This is a genomic window from Pseudomonas sp. MWU13-2105, assembly GCF_023242315.1.
In the GTDB taxonomy this organism is placed as follows: Bacteria; Pseudomonadota; Gammaproteobacteria; order Pseudomonadales; family Pseudomonadaceae; genus Aquipseudomonas.
Map to the genome: position 1 here is coordinate 109,013 of NZ_JALLIY010000015.1, position 20,664 is coordinate 129,676.

The following is a 20,664-nucleotide window of genomic DNA, read 5'->3' on the forward strand; positions in this document are numbered from 1 at the left end:
CCTGGCCACCTGCTAGTCTGGTCGCCATGTTTTATTCGGCGACTCTCGCTTATGTTCCTGCGCCTGCTGCTTTCCTGTGGTCTGTTGATGGTCGCCACCTCGGCCGCGGCCATGACGATCTACAAGTACATCGACGCCAATGGGGTGGTCTCCTACAGTGACCGCCCGGCGCCCGGTGCCCAGGTATTTGTGTTTCGTGATCGGATGGTCGAGCACCTGGAGCGCCAGGTGCGCCTGGATATCCGCAAGCAGAAGGGCGGTGATGAAGTCTACGTGCGCAATGACCTGTATGCGCCGGTGCAGATCGAACTCGGTTTCGGTGCCCTGAGGAATGTCAGCGGTGCCCCGCAGTCGATCCGCAAGGTCCTGCCGGCTCGCAGCAACCAGCGCCTGGCGCTGCTCACGCCGCTCCAGGCCGGCGAGCCGATGCGCTACGTCCCCAGGTTCCAATACTTCCTTGGCGACCCTTCAGGGCAGGCCCAGGGCTATCGTTATCCGTTTCCCTGGCGCGGCGGGCCGTTTCGCCTGACCCAGGGACCGAATGGACAGTACAGCCACTTCGGCGCCAAGAGCCGGTACGCGATGGACATTGCCATGCCGGTGGGCACGCCGATTGTCGCGGCGCGGGGCGGGGTGGTGATCAAGACCGAGAACGAGCAGAGCGGCGGTGGCAAGAACCCTTCGGGCAACTTCGTGCGGGTGCTGCACGACGACGGCACCATGGGCGTGTACCTGCACCTCAAACAGGGCTCGGTGAGCGTGCGCGAGGGCCAGCGGGTGGAAGTGGGCAGCCCGCTGGCGCTGTCGGGCAATACTGGCAACAGCACCGGGCCGCACCTGCACTTCGTGGTGCAGCGCAATACCGGGATGGGGCTGGTGTCGATTCCCTATCAGTTCAGCCAGTCGCTGGAAGTGCTGCCGAATTTTGCCCTGAGGGGCAAGTGATGACTGGCGATTGTGGCGTTCCGACAAGCCCGCTCGCCACAGGACCGCGCTCGGCTTCAAATGGCATCGGGGCAAGTTCCCTCGCCACAATCCCCTGTCAGTCGAGCTTGAGGACCTTGGCCAGGATGATCTTCGGCCCTTTCATCTTCTTGATGATGATGCGCAGGCCTTCGACTTCCAGCACCTCTTCCTCTTCCGGCACCCGCTTCAGCGAGTCATAGACCAGCCCTGCGAGGGTTTCGGCCTCGATGTGGTCCAGGTCGATGCCCAGCAGGCGTTCGACCTTGAACAACGGAGTATCGCCACGCACCAGCAACTTGCCCGGCTGATAGGCGAGGATGCCGCGTTCGGTCTTGCGGTGTTCGTCCTGGATATCGCCGACCAGTACTTCCAGCACGTCTTCCATGGTCAGGTAGCCGATCACCTTGCCGTCGGCTTCTTCCACCAGGGCGAAGTGCGAGCCACCCTGGCGGAACTGCTCCAGCAGGCGCGACAACGGCATATGCCGCGACACCCGTTCCAGTGGCCGGGTCAACTCGGCGAGGTTGAACGACTCGGGAATATGGTCCAGGGCCGCCAGCTCCAGCAGCAGGTCCTTGATGTGCAGCAGGCCGACGAACACGTTGCGCTCGGCGTCATACACTGGATAACGGCTGAACTTGTGGCGACGGAACAGCGCAAGGATTTCCTTGAGCGGCGCATTGCAGTCCAGGGTCACCAGGTCTTCGCGGGAGTTGGCCCAGTCGACCACTTCCAGCTCGCCCATTTCCACCGCCGACGCCAGCACGCGCATGCCCTGGTCGCTGGGGTCCTGGCCACGGCTGGAGTGCAGGATCAGCTTGAGTTCTTCACGGCTGTAATGGTGCTCGTGATGCGGGCCGGGCTCGCCCTGGCCGGCGATCCGCAGAATGGCGTTGGCGCTGGCGTTGAGCAGGTAGATGGCCGGGTACATCGCCCAGTAGAACAGGTACAGCGGCACCGCCGTCCACAGCGAGAGCAATTCGGGCTTGCGAATCGCCCAGGACTTGGGCGCCAGTTCACCGACCACGATGTGCAGGTAGGAAATGATGAAGAAGGCGGTAAAGAACGACACGCCCTTGACCACTTCGGCGGAGTTCACCCCGACGGCGCTGAGCAGCGGCTCCATCAAGTGGGCGAAGGCCGGCTCACCGACCCACCCCAGGCCCAGGGAGGCGAGGGTGATACCCAGCTGACAGGCGGACAGATAAGCGTCCAGCTGGCTGTGCACGGTGCGCAGGATCTGCCCGCGCCAGCCGTTCTGGTGGGCAATGGCCTCGACCCGGGTCGAGCGCAGCTTGACCATGGCGAATTCGGCCGCAACGAAGAAACCGTTGAGCAATACCAGGATCAGAGCGAAAAGAATCATGCCGAAATCGGCGAAGAGCGAAGCGAGGGTCAAGCTACTAGGGGAAGGGTCCATGATGGGGTTTTACGGGTTCCGTATTTCAATTTGAAGTAGGTGTTCAGGTGCCTGAAAGGCAGGCATAAGTGATCCAATGTAGCGGCAGATGTGCCTGTTGCCTAGTGGCCCGGCTCGACGCTGTCCCGGCAAGGCACTAGGCGGGCTGGTTGTTGGTGCTTGAGCGCGTCACCTGGACCGGGGCGAAATGGCAGGTAAAGGTGCTGCCGTGGCCCAGGACGCTGCTGATTTCCAGGCGCGCGCGATGGCGCAGCAGTACGTGCTTGACGATCGCCAGGCCCAGGCCGGTGCCGCCGGTGTTGGAGTTGCGGCTGGAGTCGACCCGGTAGAAACGTTCGGTGAGGCGTGGCAGGTGCTTGTTGTCGATGCCGATGCCCGAGTCCTGCACGCTCAGGTGCGCGCCATGCTCGTCACCCCACCAGCGAATGCGGATATTGCCCTCGGCCGGGGTGTATTTGACGGCATTGAACACCAGGTTGGAGAACGCGCTGCGCAGTTCCGCCTCGCTGCCCTTGAGGCGAATGGCTCCGTCGGCTTCCAGGGTGATGCTCTGGTTGCGTTGCCCGGACAGGGCCTGGGCGTCGTTCTTGATCGACTGCAATAGGGTGTCGATGCGCACCGGCTGGTTGTCCGAGGGGTAGTCGGTGGCTTCCAGCTTGGCCAGCAACAGCAGGTCGTTGAGCAGGGTCTGCATGCGGCTGCCTTGCTGCTGCATCTGCTGCAGGGCGCGGACCCAGCGCGGATTCACCTCTTCGACGTTGTCGAGCAGGGTCTCCAGGTAGCCGGAGATCACCGTCAGCGGTGTGCGCAGCTCATGGGAGACGTTGGCGACGAAGTCCTTGCGCATCTGTTCCAGCTGATGGATGCGAGTGACATCGCGCACCAGCATCAGGTGCTCGTTGTTGCCGTAGCGGGTGATGTAGAGCTGGATACGCATCCGATCATTGGTCGGCGAGGGGATTTCCAGCGGCTCGGCGTAACTTTCCTGCTCGAAGTATTCCTTGAAGCGCGGATGACGCACCAGGTTGGTCACCGGCTGGCCGCTGTCCTGGGGGGTCTTGAGGCCCAGCAGGGTTTCGGCGGCGCGGTTCCACCATTCCAGGTTGCCGTCGCTGTCGAGCATGATCACCGCGTCCTTGAGGGCCGCGGTGGACTCCTGGACCCGGTCGATCACCGCTTGCAGGCGCCCGCGCACGCGCTGGTCGCGACGTTGCAGGTGGTAGATGCTGTCGAATACATCGCCCCACAGGCCATAGCCGTCCGGCGGTGCTTCTTCGGGTTTGTGCTGGCGCAGCCATTGGTGCAGGCGCAGCAGTTGCTTGAGGGTCCAGCCCAGGTAAAGCCCCAGGCCCACGGCCAGGCTCCAGCCGTAATAGCCGCTGGCCAGGCCGGCCACCAGGCAGCCGGTGACCAGCAACAACAGATGGCGGATCAGGGTGCCATGCCAGTTTTGATTCACTTCAACATGCGTCCTTGGAGGCGAAGCCGTTCCGAGCGGCGAGCTTCAACGCTGCAAGTTTGCAGCGGCTCGGTTACCGATGTGTTGCGGGTCGTTTGCAGCCGTTCTCAACCCTTGGTGGAGAAACGATAGCCGGTGCCGCGCACGGTTTGTACCAGATTCTCGTAGGCATCGCCCAAGGCTTTGCGCAGGCGGCGGATATGCACGTCGACAGTGCGCTCCTCGACATAGACATTGCCGCCCCAGACCTGGTCCAGCAACTGGCCGCGGGTGTAGGCGCGTTCCTGGTGGGTCATGAAGAACTGCAACAGGCGGTATTCGGTGGGGCCCATTTCAGCAGGCTTGCCGTCGATGGTCACCCGGTGGCTGATGGGGTCGAGCAGCAGGCCGCCGACTTCGATGGGCGCTTCGCCGTCGGTCGGACCGGCCCGGCGCAGCACCGCCTTGAGGCGCGCCACCAGTTCCCGTGGGGAGAACGGTTTGGTGATGTAGTCATCGGCGCCGACTTCAAGACCCTGGATCTTGTTGTCCTCTTCGCCCTTGGCGGTGAGCATGATGATCGGGATGTCGCCGGTCAGCTCGTCGCGCTTGAGGCGCCGGGCCAGCTCGATGCCCGAGGTGCCGGGGAGCATCCAGTCGAGCAGGATCAGGTCGGGTTTGCGATCGACGATGATCGCATGGGCCTGCTGGGAGTTTTCCGCTTCCAGGCAGTCATAGCCGGCCATTTCCAACGCCACGGCGATCATCTCGCGGATGGGCGCTTCGTCGTCGACGATCAGAATGCTCCTGCCAACCATATCCCTTCACCCTCTTGTCATTTAACTGTCTTGCGCCGCATTAGATAACGAAATTATTGCAGTCATGTGACAGCTTTTTACAGCAAGCCGCAATGGTCATATTCATGGGCTACGCTGGGAGTTCGAATCCTACAACCACAAAAGGAAGGTTCTCATGACTTACTCTTCGTTTTCGTTGAAAGCCTTGATGGTAGCGGCGGCGTTAACGCTGCCGACCCTGGTTTTCGCGGCCGAACCGGCCATGATGAAAGACGGCAAGATGGTCGATGGCAAGGGTATGACGTTGTACACCTTTGATAAGGATGCCAACGGCAAATCCATGTGCAATGGCGATTGCGCCAAGAACTGGCCGCCGATGATGGCTCCTGCGGACGCCAAGGCCGAGGGCAAGTGGACGGTCGTCAAGCGCGACGACGGCTCGATGCAGTGGGCGCATGACGGCAAGCCGATGTACAACTTCAAGATGGACGTCAAGCCTGGAGATGCAATGGGTGACGGCAAAGGCGGCATGTGGCACATGGTCAAGCACTGATCCACTGCCGTCCCTTGTAGGAGCAGGGCTTGCCCGCGAAGAGGTCCTTGAGACAGCTAAAAGCTTCGCTGGCAAGCCAGGCTCCTAGAGGTTCCGTTGTGTTCTCTGGAACGCGTGCCTGGTTGGCGAGCAGGGCTCAGCGCACCGCGTAATCCAGCACCACTCCGAGGAAAATCGCCAATCCCGCCCAGTGGTTGTGCAGGAACATCTTGAAGCAGAGCTGCGGGTCCTTGCTCCGGGTGACCCAGAATTCCCAGACAAAGCACAGCGCCGCGGCCAAAAGCCCGATATGAAACCAGCCCCCCAACTCGAACCGTGCCCCGGCCAGTAGCAGGCAGCCGAGCATCAGGCCCTGCAAGGTCAGGATAATCACCCGATCGGCCTCGCCGAACAGGATGGCGGTGGATTTCACGCCGATCTTCAGGTCGTCCTCACGGTCGGTCATGGCGTAATAGGTATCGAATGCCACCGTCCACATCAGGTTGGCGATATACAGCAACCAGGCCGTGGCCGGCAGGCTGCCGGTCTCGGCGGTGAAGGCCATCAGGATGCCCCAGGAATACGCCGCGCCCAGCACCACCTGCGGGTAATAGGTATAGCGCTTCATGAACGGGTAGCAGGCCGCTACCGCCAGGGCACCGAAGGACAACCACACCGTGGTTGCGTTGGTACAGAGCACCAACAGGAAACTGATCCCCATCAGCAGGGCGAACACCGCCAGGGCTTCCTTGCCGCTGATCCGCCCGGCCGCCAGGGGCCTTTGTTCGGTGCGTTTGACGTGACCGTCGACCTTGCGGTCGGCAAAGTCATTGATCGCACAGCCACCGGCACGGGTCAGGACCACGCCGAGGGTGAAGATCAGCAGGTTGCCCAGTGACGGCACGCCCTTGGCCGCGATCCACAAGGCGCTCAGGGTCGGCCACAACAGCAGGTAAATGCCGATGGGCTTGTCCATGCGGGTCAGCTGGAGAAAGTCCCAGGCCCGTGGATGCAGGCGATTCATGGATTTGAGCAGGTTCAGGTACATCAGCAGTTCTCCGCACAGGCACTGACGGCGTGCCACAGGCTCGGCAGGAAAATCTCCGCCACCAGCAGGCTCAGCGGCCCGCGATTGAAGCGTGAGCGGCGGCCCCAGAGGTCATCGGCGCGGTGCTCCGGCGGCAGCCAGGGGGGCGGGTAATGACAGACCTCGATGGCCTGGCGCTCGAACGCTTCATCGCAGAACAGCAGTTCGCCCAGCGAGCGGCTGCCCAACTCGTCCATATTCAGGCCGCCTTCGCGCAAGGCGCTCTGCGCCGCGACGCTACGGGCGAACACCCAGGGCTGGTCATGACCGCGCAAATACACTTCGCGCACCCAACCCAGGCTTTCACCTGGCAACTCCAGCGCGGCGCACTCGTCGTCGCGTAGTGCTTGCCAGCCTTCGAACAGCGGTGTGACGCTGAAAGAATTATCGGAAAGTGCTGTCAGGCGACGGGTGAGGGAACCTTCGTCAAATAACCAGTCGAGGGTTTGTGCGTCTGGCGGGAGGCTCAACCGGCTCTGCGTGAGCCAGGCGGGAGACGCTGGAACGGGGGCGTTGTGCGGCACGATGGGCAGTTGATTGGCAGCCAGTGAGGCGCCGAGCTTATCACAGGCGGTCCGGCCATTTAGAGCGCTCGGCTTATCAGCACTGTCGATCGTGCTTGCATCGGCGGGCTTCGATCAGTACAAAACGCCCTGAGCCGGGCGGCAACGCTGTACCCATCGACTGTCCGTGCCGTCAAACGCCTGGGATCCGAGGAAGTAACGAGATGAAGAAGTGGCAATGTGTGGTTTGCGGGCTGATCTACGACGAAAAAGACGGTTGGCCGGATGATGGCATCGCCCCCGGGACCAAATGGGAAGACGTCCCGGCTGACTGGCTGTGCCCGGACTGTGGCGTCGGCAAGATGGATTTCGAAATGATCGAAATCGGCTGATTGATCAATTTTTAAACCAATAGAAACGGAGCTGGAGAAAGGAATGAGCGCACCTGTCGTGATCGTCGGTACCGGGCTTGCCGGTTACAACCTGGCCCGGGAGTTTCGCAAGCTCGACAGTGAAACCCCGCTGCTGCTGATCACCGCCGACGACGGGCGTTCCTACTCCAAGCCCATGCTGTCCACCGGCTTTGGCAAGAACAAGGACGCCGACGGCCTGAGCATGGCCGAGCCCGGGGCCATGGCCGAACAGCTCAAGGCCGAGATCCGTACCCATACCCGCATCAGCGGCATCGACCCGGGGCACAAGCGCCTGTGGATCGGCGAGGAAGCGCTGGGCTACCGCGACCTGATCCTGGCCTGGGGCGCGGAAACCGTGCGGGTGCCGGTGGAAGGCGACGCGCCCGAGGCGATTTTTCCGATCAATGACCTGGAAGACTACGCGCGCTTTCGCGCGGCGGCGGCGGGCAAGCAGCGCGTCCTGCTGCTGGGCGCCGGGTTGATCGGCTGTGAGTTCGCCAATGACCTGATCCTCGGCGGTTACCAGGTGGAACTGGTCGCGCCGTGCGAACAGGTCATGCCGACGCTGCTGCACCCGGCGGCGGCCGCCGCTGTGCAAGCCGGCCTGGAAAGCCTCGGTGCGCGTTTTCACCTGGGCCCGGTGCTGACCCGCCTGCAACGCAGCGGCGAGCACCTGGAGGCGCACCTGTCGGATGGTGCTACCGTGGCCTGCGACGTGGTGGTCTCGGCCATCGGCCTGCGCCCGCGCATCGACCTGGCGGCGGCGGCCGGCTTGCAGGTCAATCGCGGGGTGGTGGTCGACCGTCACCTGAAAACCTCCCACGCCAATATCTATGCCCTGGGCGACTGCGCCGAGGTCGATGGCCTGAACCTGTTGTATGTCATGCCGCTGATGAGCTGCGCCCGGGCGCTGGCCCAGACACTGGCCGGCAATGCTACCGCGGTGAGCTACGGTGCCATGCCGATCACGGTGAAAACCCCGGTGTGCCCGCTGGTGGTGTCGCCGCCGCCGCGTGGTAGCGAGGGGGTGTGGACGGTCGAAGGACAGGGCGCCGATATCAAGGCCTTGTGCCGTGACACCAGCGGTCGGCTACTGGGCTATGCCCTGACTGGCGTCGCGGTGATGGAAAAACTGGCCTTGAACAAGGAACTTCCGCCGTTGCTGGCGTAAATACCGGTCCTTCTGTCGTAAACACCCGGTTCTTGCCCCTACAAAGGTCGTAACGAGACTGGCGCGGGGCCTTGCCTCGTGCCATCCTCACTCCCGTCTGCCGCAGAGTAGAGCCTGCGGCGCTTTGGGCGCTGTTCTGGAAGAACAGCACGGACATAACAACAAAAAACCGTCAAAGAGGCTTCATTATGCGTAAACCAGAACTCGCCGCTGCAATTGCTGAAAAAGCGGACCTCACGAAAGAACAGGCCAGCCGCGTGCTCAACGCCGTCCTTGAAGAAATCACTGGCGCGCTGCACCGCAAAGACAGCGTCACCCTGGTGGGTTTCGGCACCTTCCTGCAGCGTCATCGCGGTGCCCGTACCGGCAAGAACCCGCAAACCGGCGAGCCGGTGAAGATCAAGGCCAGCAATACCGTCGCGTTCAAACCGGGCAAGTCGCTCAAAGATAGCGTCAACCCGTAAGCGTCAGGTATCACTCCCGGAGCAACGGGAGGGCTGTAAAAAATGGGCACGCCGATTGGATCGGGTGCCCATTTTTCATTCTGGCGGTGCTGTCGCAAGCTCCGCTCCCACATCAGGGACGTGTTCCGCCATCAGAATATCGTCGTGCCCAGTCTTTGTGAGCGCCGGTTTGTCGGGACGCCGCGTCGCGGCGATGGTGGTATCAGGAGGGCGGCAGGGCGGCTAAGCAAGCGGTTGCCGCATCGACCACCGCTTCTAGCCGGCTTTCCTCGGTATCGGAAAAGTTGCCGTATTGCGCCATGGCCCGGCAGGTCGAGAGCCGTTCCAGGGCCTCGCGAACGTCGCCAGCGGCGCTGAGTTCAACGGCCTTGTCGATAAAAAACGGTACGGACTCGTTGCGGCTTTTGCGCAACTGCGCGATCAGCCTGTCCAGGGCGGTCAATAAAACGGTCAACGGCATTACCAGGGCACTCCCGGTCCGTGTAGAGGCAAGGCTGGGGCGATCGGTTGTCCATTTTTCATGCCGGCGATTCAGGGCATGCGCATCAGCGCCGTGCGCAGGCGCCGAATCAGGATCGGGTCGCCCAGGCATTGCGTGGGCGTCAGGTTATCCAGTGCCGGGACAGATTGCTCGAGCCACCACAAGCTTTCCTTGAGACCTCTCTTGCCATAGAGGATTACGGCCATGTCCAGATGTCCGTCCATGGCGGAGGCCAACTGCCGTGCCTGGTCGTCGAGATAGTCCTCCTCGTAGAGGGTGACCAGCGCTTGCCAGCTGGCATCGCCGGGATAATCGTTTTCCAATTGTTCCATGACTAGAACCCATCGAAGGCAATAAGGTTAGACCCGGTGGGATTTCGGGCAGAAGGGGCCAGTATTCCATCATAGCCGCTGGCCTTGGCCCAACTGCCCACCTGATGGGTCACGTCGTATTTGGAGCCGGTAATGTCTTTGAGTGACACGCCCAACTGATTGCGGACCTTGGCGTTGGTCAGGTCCAGTACATTGTCGAGTTGGACTTTCTTGCTCACCAGTATTCGTGTCGACAGGTCGACTTTCCAGTGGGTAACTTCCGCCATGGCGGTCTTGCGCGAGTTGGCCCCGTAGACGCCGCCTAGTCCGGCATTGGTGTAGCGGTGGGTCGCCGCAACGTTCCACTTGTGGGCCGTCCAGGTGGTGCTGACCCGGCTGGGTTCCTCGAAACGATACACGGTGCGTTTGACCTTTCGGCCGGGCGGCGGTGTACCGCATTTCATCAGCCCCAGCGGGTCGCTCCAGCCTTGCGGGTTGGGGGCATACTGGTAGGCATTGAGGCCACCGGCCAGGCCCATGGGATCCGGTGTGGTGAAGCGTCCTATATCCGGGTCGTAGAAGCGGAAGGTGTTGTAGTGCAGCCCGGTTTCACGGTCCAGGTACTGGCCCTGAAAGCGCAGGTTCTGCTCTTCGATGTAATAGGGTTCGCGCACTTCTTCGACGGTGGCGCCCCAGACCCGGTAGCGTGCCTGCCACACCATCGTGCCATCGGCTTCGGTCAGTTGCCGTGGCAAGCCGCTGGGATCATTCTGGTAGTAGCGCACCTGTTGGTGCGCGCCATGTCCATCCACCCGCGCCAGCGGCTCATAACTGTCGTCCGCGTAGAGGTAAAGGCTGCCCTGGTTGTTCTTGTGCTCCTGGAGCAGTCGGAGTCCATCCCAGGTGAAGTGAGTTTCACCGAGCAGGTTACCGTTGCGATCATGTTCGGTTTTGCCGATACGCCGTCCCAACGGGTCGTAGCGCATGCGCACCAAGGTTTCTCGCGTGCCCTCCTGGTTGCGCACCTCTGTCAAACGATGCTCGGCGTCATAGGTAAAACGCTGTATCCGATGGCCAGCGCTGCGTTTCTCGATCATCCGCCCGAAGGCATCATAGCGATATCGCTTGTCCTGGTAGCTCAGCAGTGTGTTGTGCGCCACTCGACCGGTCCCGGTCGGCGGGCTGTCCAGCAGGTTGGCGGCGGCGTCGTAGGCGAAAGTTTCGCGCAAGCCCTGGACGTTGTCCTGGCTTGCAACGATCCGGCCCGTGGCATCGTAATGCAATAACTGGCGGTGCTCGCCACCGGGTTGCCGGTCGATCCGGCCGATCAGGTTGTCACTGAGGTCGTAGTCGAAATGTTGTTGCACCGATGCCGGTAGTTGTGTGGGCTGTCCGGTTGGACGGCGCGACCTTGCGCGCAGGCGCCCACTACGGTCGTACTCGCTGCGGGTACTGAGCCAGCCCTGAGTACGTAGCACTTCGCGGTGCAGACTGTCGCGCTCGAAGTCGCTGATGAGCTGCCCGTCGAGGTTGATCTGGTGCAGATGGCCGCTGCCGTAGTACAGCCGATTGAGCCATCGGCCATCGGGTAGCTGCGTCTGGATCAGATTGCCCAGCTCGTCATAATGATGCTGCAGGCAGCCCGCCGCGCTCCGTTCTTCCAGCAATTGGCCGAGGGCATCATAGGCGAAACCGAGTGTTTGTTCGTTACCGTGGTTATCGGTAAAGGTGGCGGCACTCAGTTGGTCCAGTGGGTCATAGCTATACTCGGTGCGCCCGTCATCGGTGACCTTGGCGATCAGGCGCCCACAGGCATCACGCTCGAGCCGATGGATAACAGGCCTCACGAGGGGCGCCGGTACTGATGCTGGTTTGCCGCCAGGCGCGGGTATGAACTGCACGACGCTGACTTGGTTCAATGCATCGTAATCGAAGCGGCGGGAGCTGCCGTCCAGATCCCGTTGCTCGGTCAGGCGATTGCTGGAATCCCAGGTAAATTGGTAGCGCTCAGCGTTCTCGTTGGTCAGGGCCAGCAAACGGCCGTACTGGTCGTAGCTGAATTCGATCTGCCGTCCCTGCGCGTCGATCCGCTGGCACACCTGGCCGCGTCGGTCATAGCGGTAGTGCGTGGTGTGCCCTTCAGGATCGGTATAGCCACTCACCTGTCCCTCGGCATTGCGCTGATAATGATCGGTACGTCCGTCCGGCCACTGGCTGCCGAGCAAGCGGCCCTGGGCATCGTACCGATACTGGGTACGTTCACCGAGGGCATCGGTGACGGTGTCGAGCAAACCGCGAGCGTCATAGTTCAGCCGCGTGGGATGGCCTGTGCAGTCGATGTGCTCGACCACCTGACCGAAACTGTTCCAGCGCAGTTTCTTGCTCTTGCCGGCAGGGTCGATGATTTCCACCGTCTGGCCGTGGGCATCGTGACGATAGCGCGTGACTTGCCCCAACGGGTCAACTTCCCGTATGCAATTTCCACGCGGATCATAATGGTAGTGCCAACTGTTGCCGGCGCTATCGGTCTCCACTCGCGGCAGCGCCCAGTGTTCCAGCCACACGGTCGATTCGCTGCGCCCCAGTGGATCGACGGTTTCACTGAGGTTGCCGGCTTCGTCGTAACTGAACTGGTACTGTCCGCCCAAGGGGTCGGTCGCCCCGAGCAACTGGCGTTCATCGTTCCAGTCGAAGGACCACGTATGACCCAGCGCGTCGGTGTAGCGGGTAATCTGGTGCTGTGGGTTCCAGTGGCGGGTGCTGACTCGCCCCAGACCGTCGGTGACACGGGTGATACCAGCGTCCAGATCGTAGTCGAAGCGATAGTCATCGCCATCGTCGGTCCAGTGTCGGATGACGCGCCATTCCCGCTGCTGGACCCTGGCCCACTGGTAAAAACAGCGCAGGCCGACGGGCAGACGATGTTCGCTCAGACGCCGGTCGGCATCGTAGGCGAAACTCCGCTGTACGTGCCCGCTGGTATCGCGGACTTGCGCCAGATCGCCCTGCGCATCGTAGTCGTAATGCACCAGCAATTCGCGGGACTGGTCGAGGTGGATTCGTTCGATCCGGCTGATCCGGCGTGGCCATTGCGGCGCGTAGCTCAATTCCACCTGCACCAGGTCGAAGGTATCGCGTAGCCGCTCAAGACGTCCTGATTCGTCATAGTCGAGGAAGAGGCGGTTGTCGTTGCGGTCACCCAATTGACTCAGGCGCAGACGGCCAGGCTCGCATGGATCCGGTTCGAACAGTCGGTAAAGGCCTTCGTCGCTCTCGATCAGCAATTGGCCATTGCCATGGCGCCGGACGCTCAGGCCTTCACCCGGACTGAACACCGCGCTGCCGAGTGCAATCGAGCCCATGTCGATGCGGCGGGCCTGCTCGTCGATATAGATCAGTTGCTCGCCCCCTTCGGGGTGAGAAGTTATCTCGACACAAACTTCATACGGTACGCTCCAGCCCGCACCGAACAGCCCATTGCGGCGCTCGTCATGGCTGTTGTAGAACCTTTGCCACTCCAGAGGCAGCAGCCCCGGCAGGGCGAAATCCAGGTCATCCAGGCCACCCAGGACCTTGGCGCCGGTGGCGGCGTGTACCGGATTCGGCGAACCGGCGATGGCATTGGTCAGCGCGCCGATGGCCTGGCTGGTGACGAAGGAATTGACCCCGGCCAGCAGCATGCACGGCAGGTTGCTGAGGAACTTGCCCTTGCTGCCCTTGAGCATCATCAATGCGGTGATGGCCAGGCCGACGCCGGGAGTCTTGCCGCTGCGGATCTCGCGTACCACCACCGAGCCGCCGCCGATGGTGACATTGGGGGAGATCAGTCCAGACGATACGACGGTGGCATCACAGGTGCTGCGGTCGCCGCTGCGCACGGCGGGTTGGCCGTTGATGCTGACCTTTTTCGAACCTTCGGCGAGAAACTGCGGCGGCATCGGTGGATGCTTGGTGCAGGTCAACAGGTCCAGCGGTTTGGGCACGGCACCGGGGGCGGGCGTCGCCACCGTAGGGCGCCACATCTGGGCAAAGAAACCCTTGGCGATATCCAGGTAGCTGGCTTCCTGAGGTGGCTCGCTGTCCGGCGTACCGGCCGCTTCGACATGGGACGGCACGGCGCCGGCGGCGCGGGCTGCTGGAATCGAGTTGATCAGGGTGTTGCTGGAGCCGCTGAGGATGGTGGCCTGTACCGTGGGCGGGAAGAGCGCGTTGCCGATGCCCTCGCACAGCTTGCTCAGGCCCTTGTCGGTGCCGGTCTTGCTCATCGCCACGCCGACAATGACCCCGACCACGGCACCGAGCACACAGGCCCCAAGCCCACCGGTGGCGACGGTGATCCCGGTAGCGGCGACCACGGCGGCGGTGGCCAGCGCGGTGATTGCCACGTTGGCCGCGACTTCGAGCACGCCGCCGAGAATATCGGCCAGCATCGAGGTATGGGATAACGCGTCACCCAGGCGGGCCGCCCAGAGCGGGTCAGACATGAAAGGTCATCGACAAGTGGTCCATCATCAGGTCAAGAGCGGTGCGGAGTATGAATGATCTGATGTTGGCGGGAAATTATTCCTACTGTGATTGTGGGGGTGGATCACAGTTGTCGAGCAAATAGCGGGTGTACGTTCTCACAAACGCTGCACCCGCTTTTGTAGGAGCCGGCTTGCCGGCTCCTACAAGGGCTGCATTTCAGCCTGCGTTCACCTGAAGCAGCTGCAACGGTGCGTGTCTCTCGCCGGCCTCGATGAGCAGCCCATCGACCTTCTTCAGCGCCGTCAACAAGCTCCCCACGCTGCGGGCATTGAGCCGCACGCCATCGGTGAAAGCCTTGTTGATCGACACCATGACACTGGAAACGCTCTCGTCCGCCTGAGCTTCCAGCAAATTGTCCCGCAGGTGGGTAATCAGCTCCTTGAAATGTGGATCGTCCAGGGAAAGGGGGGCTCCCAGATCGTGCTTCTTCAGGGTGCTGATCAGCAACCCCAAAGCCACGCTGGCCCGCATCAACGCTCTTTCTCGTGCATCCATTCGCTGTCTCCTGTGTCGAGGTCCGGCTCTAGTGACGCCTGAAGGATAGACCACGCTGGGGATGGTGCTTTTGGCGGGTGCGAGTGAGCGACGACTGGCCGAGTTTTTATGCGAGGGTTAATTTTTCTCTAGCATTCGATCTTTTACCCACAAGGCATCACCACTTTCCTTGTCGATACAAACGACCTTATAGACCCGTTGGGTTGCCATCAGAGCTGCAACGCCTGCCGCCACCCGCAGCATCCTCAGGTAGGTTATCGAGGTGGGTGAATGGATGAGAGTAAGTGCAAACATCCATGAGCGTTTGCTCTGCTTCGACTGGCGCTTGCTGAAGAATTATCTTGGCAATGCCGCCGGCAGGCAGCTTGCACTTGGTAGCAAGGAGGTAAACATAGAGTACGGCAGCCTCTCGAATGCTGTGAACTTGGAGGCGCTCCGTAGGGGAGGCGATTTCGAGTGTCAATAAATATTTGCTCATCAGAATTCTATCTCGTTGCGTTTGGCAATGCGTTACCGACAGGATTAATCCAACCTTGCCCCGGCAAATGCTGTAGTGCTCCCCAGTCTTCCGGTCCAGGTTCTGACCCTGGAACTGCAGGGTCTATTCCGCGATATAGTACGGTTCGCGTATCTCCTCAAGGGTATTGCCTCAGACTCGATAGCGGGCCTGTTACACCGTGGCACCGTCCGCTTCCGTCAGTTGCTCGGGCAGGCCGCTCAGGTCGTTGTGGTAGTAATGGACCTTCTGCGACTCACCGCTGCCATCGACACATGTCAGCGACGCAAGCAATATATAATTTTTTGTAGGCATTTTCGTATTTGGCACACGGAGTATTTTTTCGAATCTTGTGCGTTGAATGATTATTTCGGGTCTGTCAAAAGGGAGATAAGCAGCTTTGAATATTCCGGCCCCTCGATGGTCTCAAGATTTTTAGTGTTGAAAATACCTCCCCGTTGAGTCGAGAAACTTTTCAGGCGCCGTTTTAATAGTGTATTGATTGAGCTGTCAGGCTGTGTCTCCATATAGGAAAGTGCTTTTTTTGCCCGTTCCGACAAATCTCTGAAGTAAATGTGTTGAGTGTCAGTCGGTGGAACGACTTCTTCAAGGTTACAATTTTTAAAAGTTACATATTCTAGTTTGCATTCCCCAAAGTCGACCTTCAGCAGGGTATTCGGTTGTTCTGAGGTAAAATTTACTTCTTGTAGCTTTCCAACTAATTTGCAATTTTGGATTTTTTTTGCATTGAATGTATTATCAATGATTTTGCAATTATCAAATGTGCAATTATTAAATGTGCAATCGTTGAAAGCTGTTTGACGGAAGTCACATTTTATGAAAGTGCAGCCATTGAATACGCTGTCATTCAGCCCCGTGCTGCGAAAGTCGACGTTTTTGAAGTCGCACAGGTTCAGCATGGTCATATTGAAGAAGCGAGAGTTGGAAAAATTACTGCTCTCGAATACGCAGTTTTCCAGAAGGCAGCCATCGAAAATTGGATAGGAAAGTTTTGAGTTTTTCAGTTTACATGCCTGAATTGACTCGCTTTTGAAAAGCGTCTTCTCAGAGAGAACCAAACCATCCTGTTCAAGACCCGATAATGTTTTAGACTCAATACGGTTACTCACCATGTCACTCCTTCATAACCATTTCCCCAGTCGCCATAGCGCCGCTGATGTGTGCCTCTGGCCCAGTCTGCCTTGGTTGTCAGATCCCACCAGGCTTTGCTTTTTGGATCATACACATCCGGTAGACGTTGACCTGATTTCGATACATTCAAGTGCGCAAGCGATGGATCAGCCAGCACTCGGCGTTTGAACTCGGCATCGATCCGCTGGCCGACATAGCGACGGTAGCGGGAGTGTGCCTGACCTAAGTCACCTCTATCGTAGGCTCGCTTTACCGCCGCCCTTTGTTTCATCGTCAATGAGCGCTGCGGGTTGCGGTACACGGCTTTTTTAGCTGCATTAGCATGAGCCTGAAGTTTTTTGGTTGTAGTACTGCATGGGGCCCATCCCCATGGATCCAGCCACCCAAACGGGTTCGGCGCATATTGGTAGAGGTTTAACCCTCCCGCCAATCCAATCGGATCTGGCGTGGTAAACCGCCCCACATCCGGATCATAGAACCGGAACGTGTTGTAGTGCAGCCCGGTCTCCCGGTCCAGGTACTGACCCTGGAACCGCAGGTTCTGTTCCTCGATGTAATACGGTTCGCGTATCTCTTCAAGGATATTGCCCCAGACCCGATAGCGGGCCTGCCACACCGTGGCGCCATCGGCTTCGGTCAGTTGCTCGGGCAGGCCGCTCAGGTCGTTGTGGTAATAACGGACCTTCTGCAATGCACCACTGCCATCTACCCGAGCCAGCGGTTCATAGCCGTCATCGGTATACAGATACAGGCTGGTCTGGCTATTGCGATGCTCCTGCAACAAACGCAGTCTATCCCAGGTAAAGCGCGTTTCGCCCAACGGATAGCCATGGTTGTCGTGCTCGATCTTGCCGATACGTCGCCCCAACGCATCGTAGCTCATGCGCACAAGCGTTTCCCGCGCACCGTCCTGGTTGCGCACCTCGATCAAGCGGTGTTCGGCATCATAGGCAAAGCGCTGCACCCGATGACTGCCGCTGCGCTTCTCGATCATTCGCCCAAACCCATCGTAGCGATAACGCTTGTCCTGATAGGTCAGCAGCTTGTTGTGCACCACCAACCCAGCACCCGCTTGCGGGCCGTCCAGCAGGTTGGCGGCGGCGTCGTAGGTGAAGGTTTCGCTTTGGCCCTGGACGCTGTCCTGGCTGGCGATGATCCGACCCGTGGCGTCGTAATGCAGTAACTGGCGTTGGTCGCCGCGTGGCTGGCGGTCGAGGCGGCCGATCAGGTTGTCGCTGGGGTCGTAGTCGAAATACTTTTGCGCGGGTGCCGGCAGTACCGGCGGTTGGTTGGACGGGCGGCGCAAACGCGAGCGCAGGCGTCCAACACGGTCGTACTCACTGTGGGTGCTGAGCTGACCCTGGGTGCGCGATACCTCGCGGTGCAGGCGGTCACGCTCGAAGTCGCTGATAACCCGGCCGTCCAGGTTGATCTGGTGCAGATGCCCGCTGCCGTAATACAGCCGGTTGAGCCAACGCCCATCCGGCAACTGCGTCTGGAGCAGATTGCCCAGTTCATCGTAATGATGCAGCAGGCTACCCGCCGCGCTCTGTTCTTCCAGCAACTGGCCGAGGGCGTCATAGGCAAAGCCGAGCTTTTGTTCGTTACCATCATTGTCGGTAAAGGTGATGGCGGTGAGCTGATCCAGCGGATTGTAGGCATACTCGGTACGCCCATCGTCGGTGACCTTGGCGATCAGCCGACCCACCCCATCGCGCTCCAACTGATGAACGATGGGCGCCACCGGCTTCGTCGGCACCAGCGCCAGTCCATTGCCAAACGGTGCCGGAACGTATTCCACGCGAGTCGCATTATCCAGCATGTCATAGGCATAACAACGGGCGCTGCCGTCGAGATCGCGTTGTTCGGTAAGACGGTCGCCGGCATCCCAGGCAAAGCGATAGCTCTCACCGTTTTCATTGGTCAGCGTCTGCAAACGCCCATAGGCGTCGTAGCCGAATTGCACCTGCCGGCCATGGGCATCGATGCGCTGGCGCACCTGGCCGCGCCGGTCGTACTGATAGCCGGTGCTGTGCCCGGCTGGGTCGACATACCCCGTGAGCTGGCCGCTGCCGTCGCGCAGGTATTGTTCGACGCGACCGTCCGGCAACTGGCTCTGCAACAGGCGGCCCTGGGCATCGTGCTGATAGGTCACGCGTTCGCCGAGCGCATCGGTGACCAGCTGCAGATGACCGCGCCGGTCGTAGCTGAAGGTGGTCGGCGATCCCGAGCAGTCCACATGACGAATCAGCTGGCCGAGGTCGTTCCACTGCAAGGTTTTGCTTTTACCCGTGGCGTCGATGATCTCGACCACCTGGCCCTGGGTATCGAAGCGGTATTGGGTGACTTGCCCCAGTGGATCGGTCTCGTGGGTGCAGTTGCCGCGCGGGTCGTAGCGGTATTGCCAGCTGTTGCCCGCCGCGTCGGTCTCCACCAGCGGCAACGACCAGTGCTCCAGCCACAAGGTCGACTCGCTGCGCCCCAGCGGATCGACGCTGGCGCTGAGATTGCCCGCGTCGTCGTAACTGAACTGGTGCTGCCCGCCCTGGGGATCGGTGGCGCCGAGCAACTGGCGCTCGTCGTTCCACTCGAAGTGCCAGGTGTGGCCGAGGTTGTCGGTGTATTCGGTAATCTGCTGCTGCGGGTTCCAACGGCGGCGACTCACGCGCCTCAAGCCGTCGGTGATACGGGTGGTGCCGCTGCTCAGGTCGTAGTCGAATAAATACTCATCGCCGTCATCAGTCCAGTGCCGTACTACCCGCCACTCAAGGTTCTCGATCAGCGCCCACTGATAGAAACAGCGCAGTCCGGTGGGCAACTGGTGTTCGACCATCCGCCGCCCGTTGTCGTAGGCAAAGCGCCGTTGCACTTGACCAAGGTTGTCGCGCACTGCGGCCAGATCGCCGCTGCTGTCGTAGTCGTAGCTGACCAGCACTTCGCGCTGCTGATCGAGGTACAGGCGTTCGATCTGGCCGACACGCCGAGGCCATTGAGCGCTGTAGATCAGCGCCACTTGCACCATATCGAAGGTATCGCGCAGCCGAACCAGCCGCCCCGACTCGTCGTAATCGAGGTAGATCCGGTTGTCATTGCGGTCGCCCAACTGGCTCAGGCGCAAGGTCGAAGGATCGGCCAGGGTCGGTTCGAACAGGCGATACAAACCGTCGTCGCTCTCGATCAGCAGTTGTCCATTACCGTTGCGCCGCACGGCCAGTCCTTCCCCCGGACTGAACACCGCACCGCCCAAGGGGATCGACCCCATGTCGATACGCCGTGCCTGTTCGTCGGTATAGATCAGCCGCTCGCCGCCTTCAGGGTGCGCCTCGATGCTCACACCGATTTCATAAGGCAGGCTCCAGCCTGTACCGAGCAATGTGTCGCGCCGCTCATCGCGGCTGTTGTAGAAGCGCTGCCAGTCGATGGGCAGGACGTCAGGTAGAACAAAGTCCAGCTCATCTTGACCGCCCAGCACCTTGGCGCCGGTCGCGGCATGCACCGGGTTCGGCGAGCCAGCGATGGCATTGGTCAGCGCGCCGATGGCCTGGCTGGTGACGAAGGAATTGACCCCGGCCAGCAGCATGCATGGCAGATTGCTGAGGAACTTGCCCTTGCTGCCCTTGAGCATCAGCAGCGCGGTAATCGCCAACCCGACGCCGGGTGTCTTGCCGCTACGGATCTCGCGTACCACCACCGAACCGCCGCCGATGGTGACATTGGGCGAGATCAGCCCAGCCGAAACCACGGTGGCATCGCAGGTGCTGCGGTCTCCACTGCGCACGGCGGGTTGCCCGTTGATGCTGACCTTTTCCGACCCTTCGGCAAGAAACTGCGGCGGCATCGGCGGATGCTTCATGCAGGTCACCAGGTCCAGCGGCTTGGGCACGGCGCCGGGGGCTGGAGTCGCCACCGTGGGCCGCCACATCTGCGAGAAAAAGCCCTTGGCCATATCGAGGAAGCCCGGTTCCTCGGCCTTGTCACCTTCAGCGGGTGCTGCTTCTTCGCTCTCGGGCGTACCCGCCGGGGCGACATGGGACGGCACCGCACCGGCGGCGCGGGCTGCTGGAATCGAGTTGATCAGGGTGTCGGTGGAGCCGCTGAGAATCGTCGCCTGCACCGTGGGCGGAAAGAGGCCGTTGCCGATGTCCTCGCACATCTTGCTCAGGCCCTTGTCGGCGCCGGTCTTGCTCATCGCCACGCCGACAATGACCCCGACCACCGCGCCGAGCACACAGGCCCCAAGCCCGCCGGTTGCGACCGTGATCCCGGTCGCGGCAACTACGGCAGCCGTCGCCAGTGCGCCGATGGCGACATTGGCCGCCACCTCCAGCACGCCGCCTAGGATATCGGCCATCATCGAGGTATGGGACAGTCCATCGCCCAGCCGGGCGGCCCACAGTGCGTCAGACATGCA

17 protein-coding genes are annotated in these 20,664 nt (G+C 60.8%); 5 read left to right on the top strand and 12 right to left on the bottom strand.

Annotation, left to right across the window (positions count from 1 at the left end; translation table 11 throughout):
• The first annotated feature begins 51 nt into the window (after positions 1-51).
• Positions 52-945 (top strand): peptidoglycan DD-metalloendopeptidase family protein, encoded by an 894-nt coding sequence (locus M5B96_RS21945; RefSeq protein ID WP_248799108.1) that lies wholly within the window; start codon positions 52-54, stop codon positions 943-945.
• A 97-nt stretch (positions 946-1,042) separates the two neighbouring features.
• Here M5B96_RS21945 and M5B96_RS21950 read toward each other — a convergent pair whose 3' ends face one another.
• The 3 genes from M5B96_RS21950 to phoB form a co-directional block, all read right to left on the bottom strand.
• Positions 1,043-2,386 (bottom strand): hemolysin family protein, encoded by a 1,344-nt coding sequence (locus M5B96_RS21950; RefSeq protein ID WP_177104142.1) that lies wholly within the window; start codon positions 2,384-2,386, stop codon positions 1,043-1,045.
• A 136-nt stretch (positions 2,387-2,522) separates the two neighbouring features.
• Positions 2,523-3,845 (bottom strand): phosphate regulon sensor histidine kinase PhoR, encoded by a 1,323-nt coding sequence (gene phoR, locus M5B96_RS21955; RefSeq protein ID WP_248799109.1) that lies wholly within the window; start codon positions 3,843-3,845, stop codon positions 2,523-2,525.
• 107 nt (positions 3,846-3,952) lie between these two features.
• Complete coding sequence (gene phoB / locus M5B96_RS21960; protein WP_003176964.1) at positions 3,953-4,642, bottom strand: phosphate regulon transcriptional regulator PhoB; 690 nt, start codon at positions 4,640-4,642, stop codon at positions 3,953-3,955.
• Positions 4,643-4,796: 154 nt separating this feature from the next.
• Between phoB and M5B96_RS21965 the strand changes: the two genes are divergently transcribed.
• Positions 4,797-5,174 carry a hypothetical protein gene (locus M5B96_RS21965; RefSeq protein ID WP_248799110.1) on the top strand — a complete coding sequence of 126 codons (378 nt, stop codon included), beginning with the start codon at positions 4,797-4,799 and terminating at the stop codon, positions 5,172-5,174.
• A 136-nt stretch (positions 5,175-5,310) separates the two neighbouring features.
• On the opposite strand, the gene ubiA is transcribed toward M5B96_RS21965, so the two are convergent.
• Together ubiA and M5B96_RS21975 are read right to left on the bottom strand one after the other, a co-directional pair.
• Positions 5,311-6,201, bottom strand: a complete 891-nt coding sequence (gene ubiA / locus M5B96_RS21970) for a 4-hydroxybenzoate octaprenyltransferase (protein ID WP_248799111.1) — start codon at positions 6,199-6,201, stop codon at positions 5,311-5,313.
• Complete coding sequence (locus M5B96_RS21975; protein ID WP_248799112.1) at positions 6,201-6,764, bottom strand: chorismate--pyruvate lyase family protein; 564 nt, start codon at positions 6,762-6,764, stop codon at positions 6,201-6,203. Before M5B96_RS21975 ends, ubiA begins: the two co-directional genes overlap by 1 nt.
• Before the next feature lie 203 nt (positions 6,765-6,967).
• Between M5B96_RS21975 and M5B96_RS21980 the strand changes: the two genes are divergently transcribed.
• The 3 genes from M5B96_RS21980 to M5B96_RS21990 all read left to right on the top strand — a co-directional run bounded on the left by M5B96_RS21980 (position 6,968) and on the right by M5B96_RS21990 (position 8,791).
• Positions 6,968-7,135 carry a rubredoxin gene (locus M5B96_RS21980; RefSeq protein WP_248799113.1) on the top strand — a complete coding sequence of 56 codons (168 nt, stop codon included), beginning with the start codon at positions 6,968-6,970 and terminating at the stop codon, positions 7,133-7,135.
• Between the two features lie 43 nt (positions 7,136-7,178).
• Positions 7,179-8,327, top strand: a complete 1,149-nt coding sequence (locus M5B96_RS21985; protein ID WP_248799114.1) for an NAD(P)/FAD-dependent oxidoreductase — start codon at positions 7,179-7,181, stop codon at positions 8,325-8,327.
• Positions 8,328-8,515: 188 nt separating this feature from the next.
• On the top strand, positions 8,516-8,791 hold the full coding sequence (locus M5B96_RS21990) for an HU family DNA-binding protein (RefSeq protein ID WP_040071769.1): 276 nt from the start codon (positions 8,516-8,518) through the stop codon (positions 8,789-8,791).
• A 202-nt stretch (positions 8,792-8,993) separates the two neighbouring features.
• Here M5B96_RS21990 and M5B96_RS21995 read toward each other — a convergent pair whose 3' ends face one another.
• The 7 genes from M5B96_RS21995 to M5B96_RS22025 all read right to left on the bottom strand — a co-directional run bounded on the left by M5B96_RS21995 (position 8,994) and on the right by M5B96_RS22025 (position 20,661).
• Positions 8,994-9,251 carry a hypothetical protein gene (locus tag M5B96_RS21995; RefSeq protein ID WP_248799115.1) on the bottom strand — a complete coding sequence of 86 codons (258 nt, stop codon included), beginning with the start codon at positions 9,249-9,251 and terminating at the stop codon, positions 8,994-8,996.
• A 71-nt stretch (positions 9,252-9,322) separates the two neighbouring features.
• Positions 9,323-9,604 carry a hypothetical protein gene (locus M5B96_RS22000; RefSeq protein WP_248799116.1) on the bottom strand — a complete coding sequence of 94 codons (282 nt, stop codon included), beginning with the start codon at positions 9,602-9,604 and terminating at the stop codon, positions 9,323-9,325.
• A gap of 2 nt (positions 9,605-9,606) precedes the next feature.
• The gene (locus M5B96_RS22005) at positions 9,607-14,067 is read right to left on the bottom strand and encodes an RHS repeat-associated core domain-containing protein (protein WP_248799117.1); all 4,461 of its coding nucleotides are present in this window, start codon (positions 14,065-14,067) and stop codon (positions 9,607-9,609) included.
• Positions 14,068-14,266: 199 nt separating this feature from the next.
• On the bottom strand, positions 14,267-14,605 hold the full coding sequence (locus tag M5B96_RS22010) for a hypothetical protein (RefSeq protein ID WP_248799118.1): 339 nt from the start codon (positions 14,603-14,605) through the stop codon (positions 14,267-14,269).
• Between the two features lie 670 nt (positions 14,606-15,275).
• Positions 15,276-15,395: an RHS domain-containing protein gene (locus M5B96_RS22015; protein ID WP_248799119.1), complete on the bottom strand. Its 120-nt coding sequence runs from the start codon at positions 15,393-15,395 to the stop codon at positions 15,276-15,278.
• 71 nt (positions 15,396-15,466) lie between these two features.
• A complete protein-coding gene (locus M5B96_RS22020; protein WP_248799120.1) occupies positions 15,467-16,231 on the bottom strand; it encodes a pentapeptide repeat-containing protein in 765 nt (254 codons plus the stop codon).
• Positions 16,228-20,661, bottom strand: a complete 4,434-nt coding sequence (locus M5B96_RS22025; RefSeq protein ID WP_248799121.1) for an RHS repeat-associated core domain-containing protein — start codon at positions 20,659-20,661, stop codon at positions 16,228-16,230. Before M5B96_RS22025 ends, M5B96_RS22020 begins: the two co-directional genes overlap by 4 nt.
• Positions 20,662-20,664: the final 3 nt, after the last annotated feature.

What these genes read in the sequence shown, in the direction of transcription:
- M5B96_RS22005 (WP_248799117.1), bottom strand. Translation starts at nt 14,067, where the DNA reads ATGTCTGACCCGCTCTGGGCGGCCCGCCTGGGTGACGCGTTATCCCAT.
- M5B96_RS21950 (WP_177104142.1), bottom strand. Translation starts at nt 2,386, where the DNA reads ATGGACCCTTCCCCTAGTAGCTTGACCCTCGCTTCGCTCTTCGCCGAT.
- M5B96_RS22025 (WP_248799121.1), bottom strand. Translation starts at nt 20,661, where the DNA reads ATGTCTGACGCACTGTGGGCCGCCCGGCTGGGCGATGGACTGTCCCAT.
- M5B96_RS21980 (WP_248799113.1), top strand. Translation starts at nt 6,968, where the DNA reads ATGAAGAAGTGGCAATGTGTGGTTTGCGGGCTGATCTACGACGAAAAA.
- M5B96_RS21965 (WP_248799110.1), top strand. Translation starts at nt 4,797, where the DNA reads ATGACTTACTCTTCGTTTTCGTTGAAAGCCTTGATGGTAGCGGCGGCG.
- M5B96_RS21945 (WP_248799108.1), top strand. Translation starts at nt 52, where the DNA reads ATGTTCCTGCGCCTGCTGCTTTCCTGTGGTCTGTTGATGGTCGCCACC.
- M5B96_RS21995 (WP_248799115.1), bottom strand. Translation starts at nt 9,251, where the DNA reads ATGCCGTTGACCGTTTTATTGACCGCCCTGGACAGGCTGATCGCGCAG.
- phoB (WP_003176964.1), bottom strand. Translation starts at nt 4,642, where the DNA reads ATGGTTGGCAGGAGCATTCTGATCGTCGACGACGAAGCGCCCATCCGC.
- M5B96_RS21985 (WP_248799114.1), top strand. Translation starts at nt 7,179, where the DNA reads ATGAGCGCACCTGTCGTGATCGTCGGTACCGGGCTTGCCGGTTACAAC.
- ubiA (WP_248799111.1), bottom strand. Translation starts at nt 6,201, where the DNA reads ATGTACCTGAACCTGCTCAAATCCATGAATCGCCTGCATCCACGGGCC.
- M5B96_RS22000 (WP_248799116.1), bottom strand. Translation starts at nt 9,604, where the DNA reads ATGGAACAATTGGAAAACGATTATCCCGGCGATGCCAGCTGGCAAGCG.
- M5B96_RS22010 (WP_248799118.1), bottom strand. Translation starts at nt 14,605, where the DNA reads ATGGATGCACGAGAAAGAGCGTTGATGCGGGCCAGCGTGGCTTTGGGG.
- M5B96_RS21990 (WP_040071769.1), top strand. Translation starts at nt 8,516, where the DNA reads ATGCGTAAACCAGAACTCGCCGCTGCAATTGCTGAAAAAGCGGACCTC.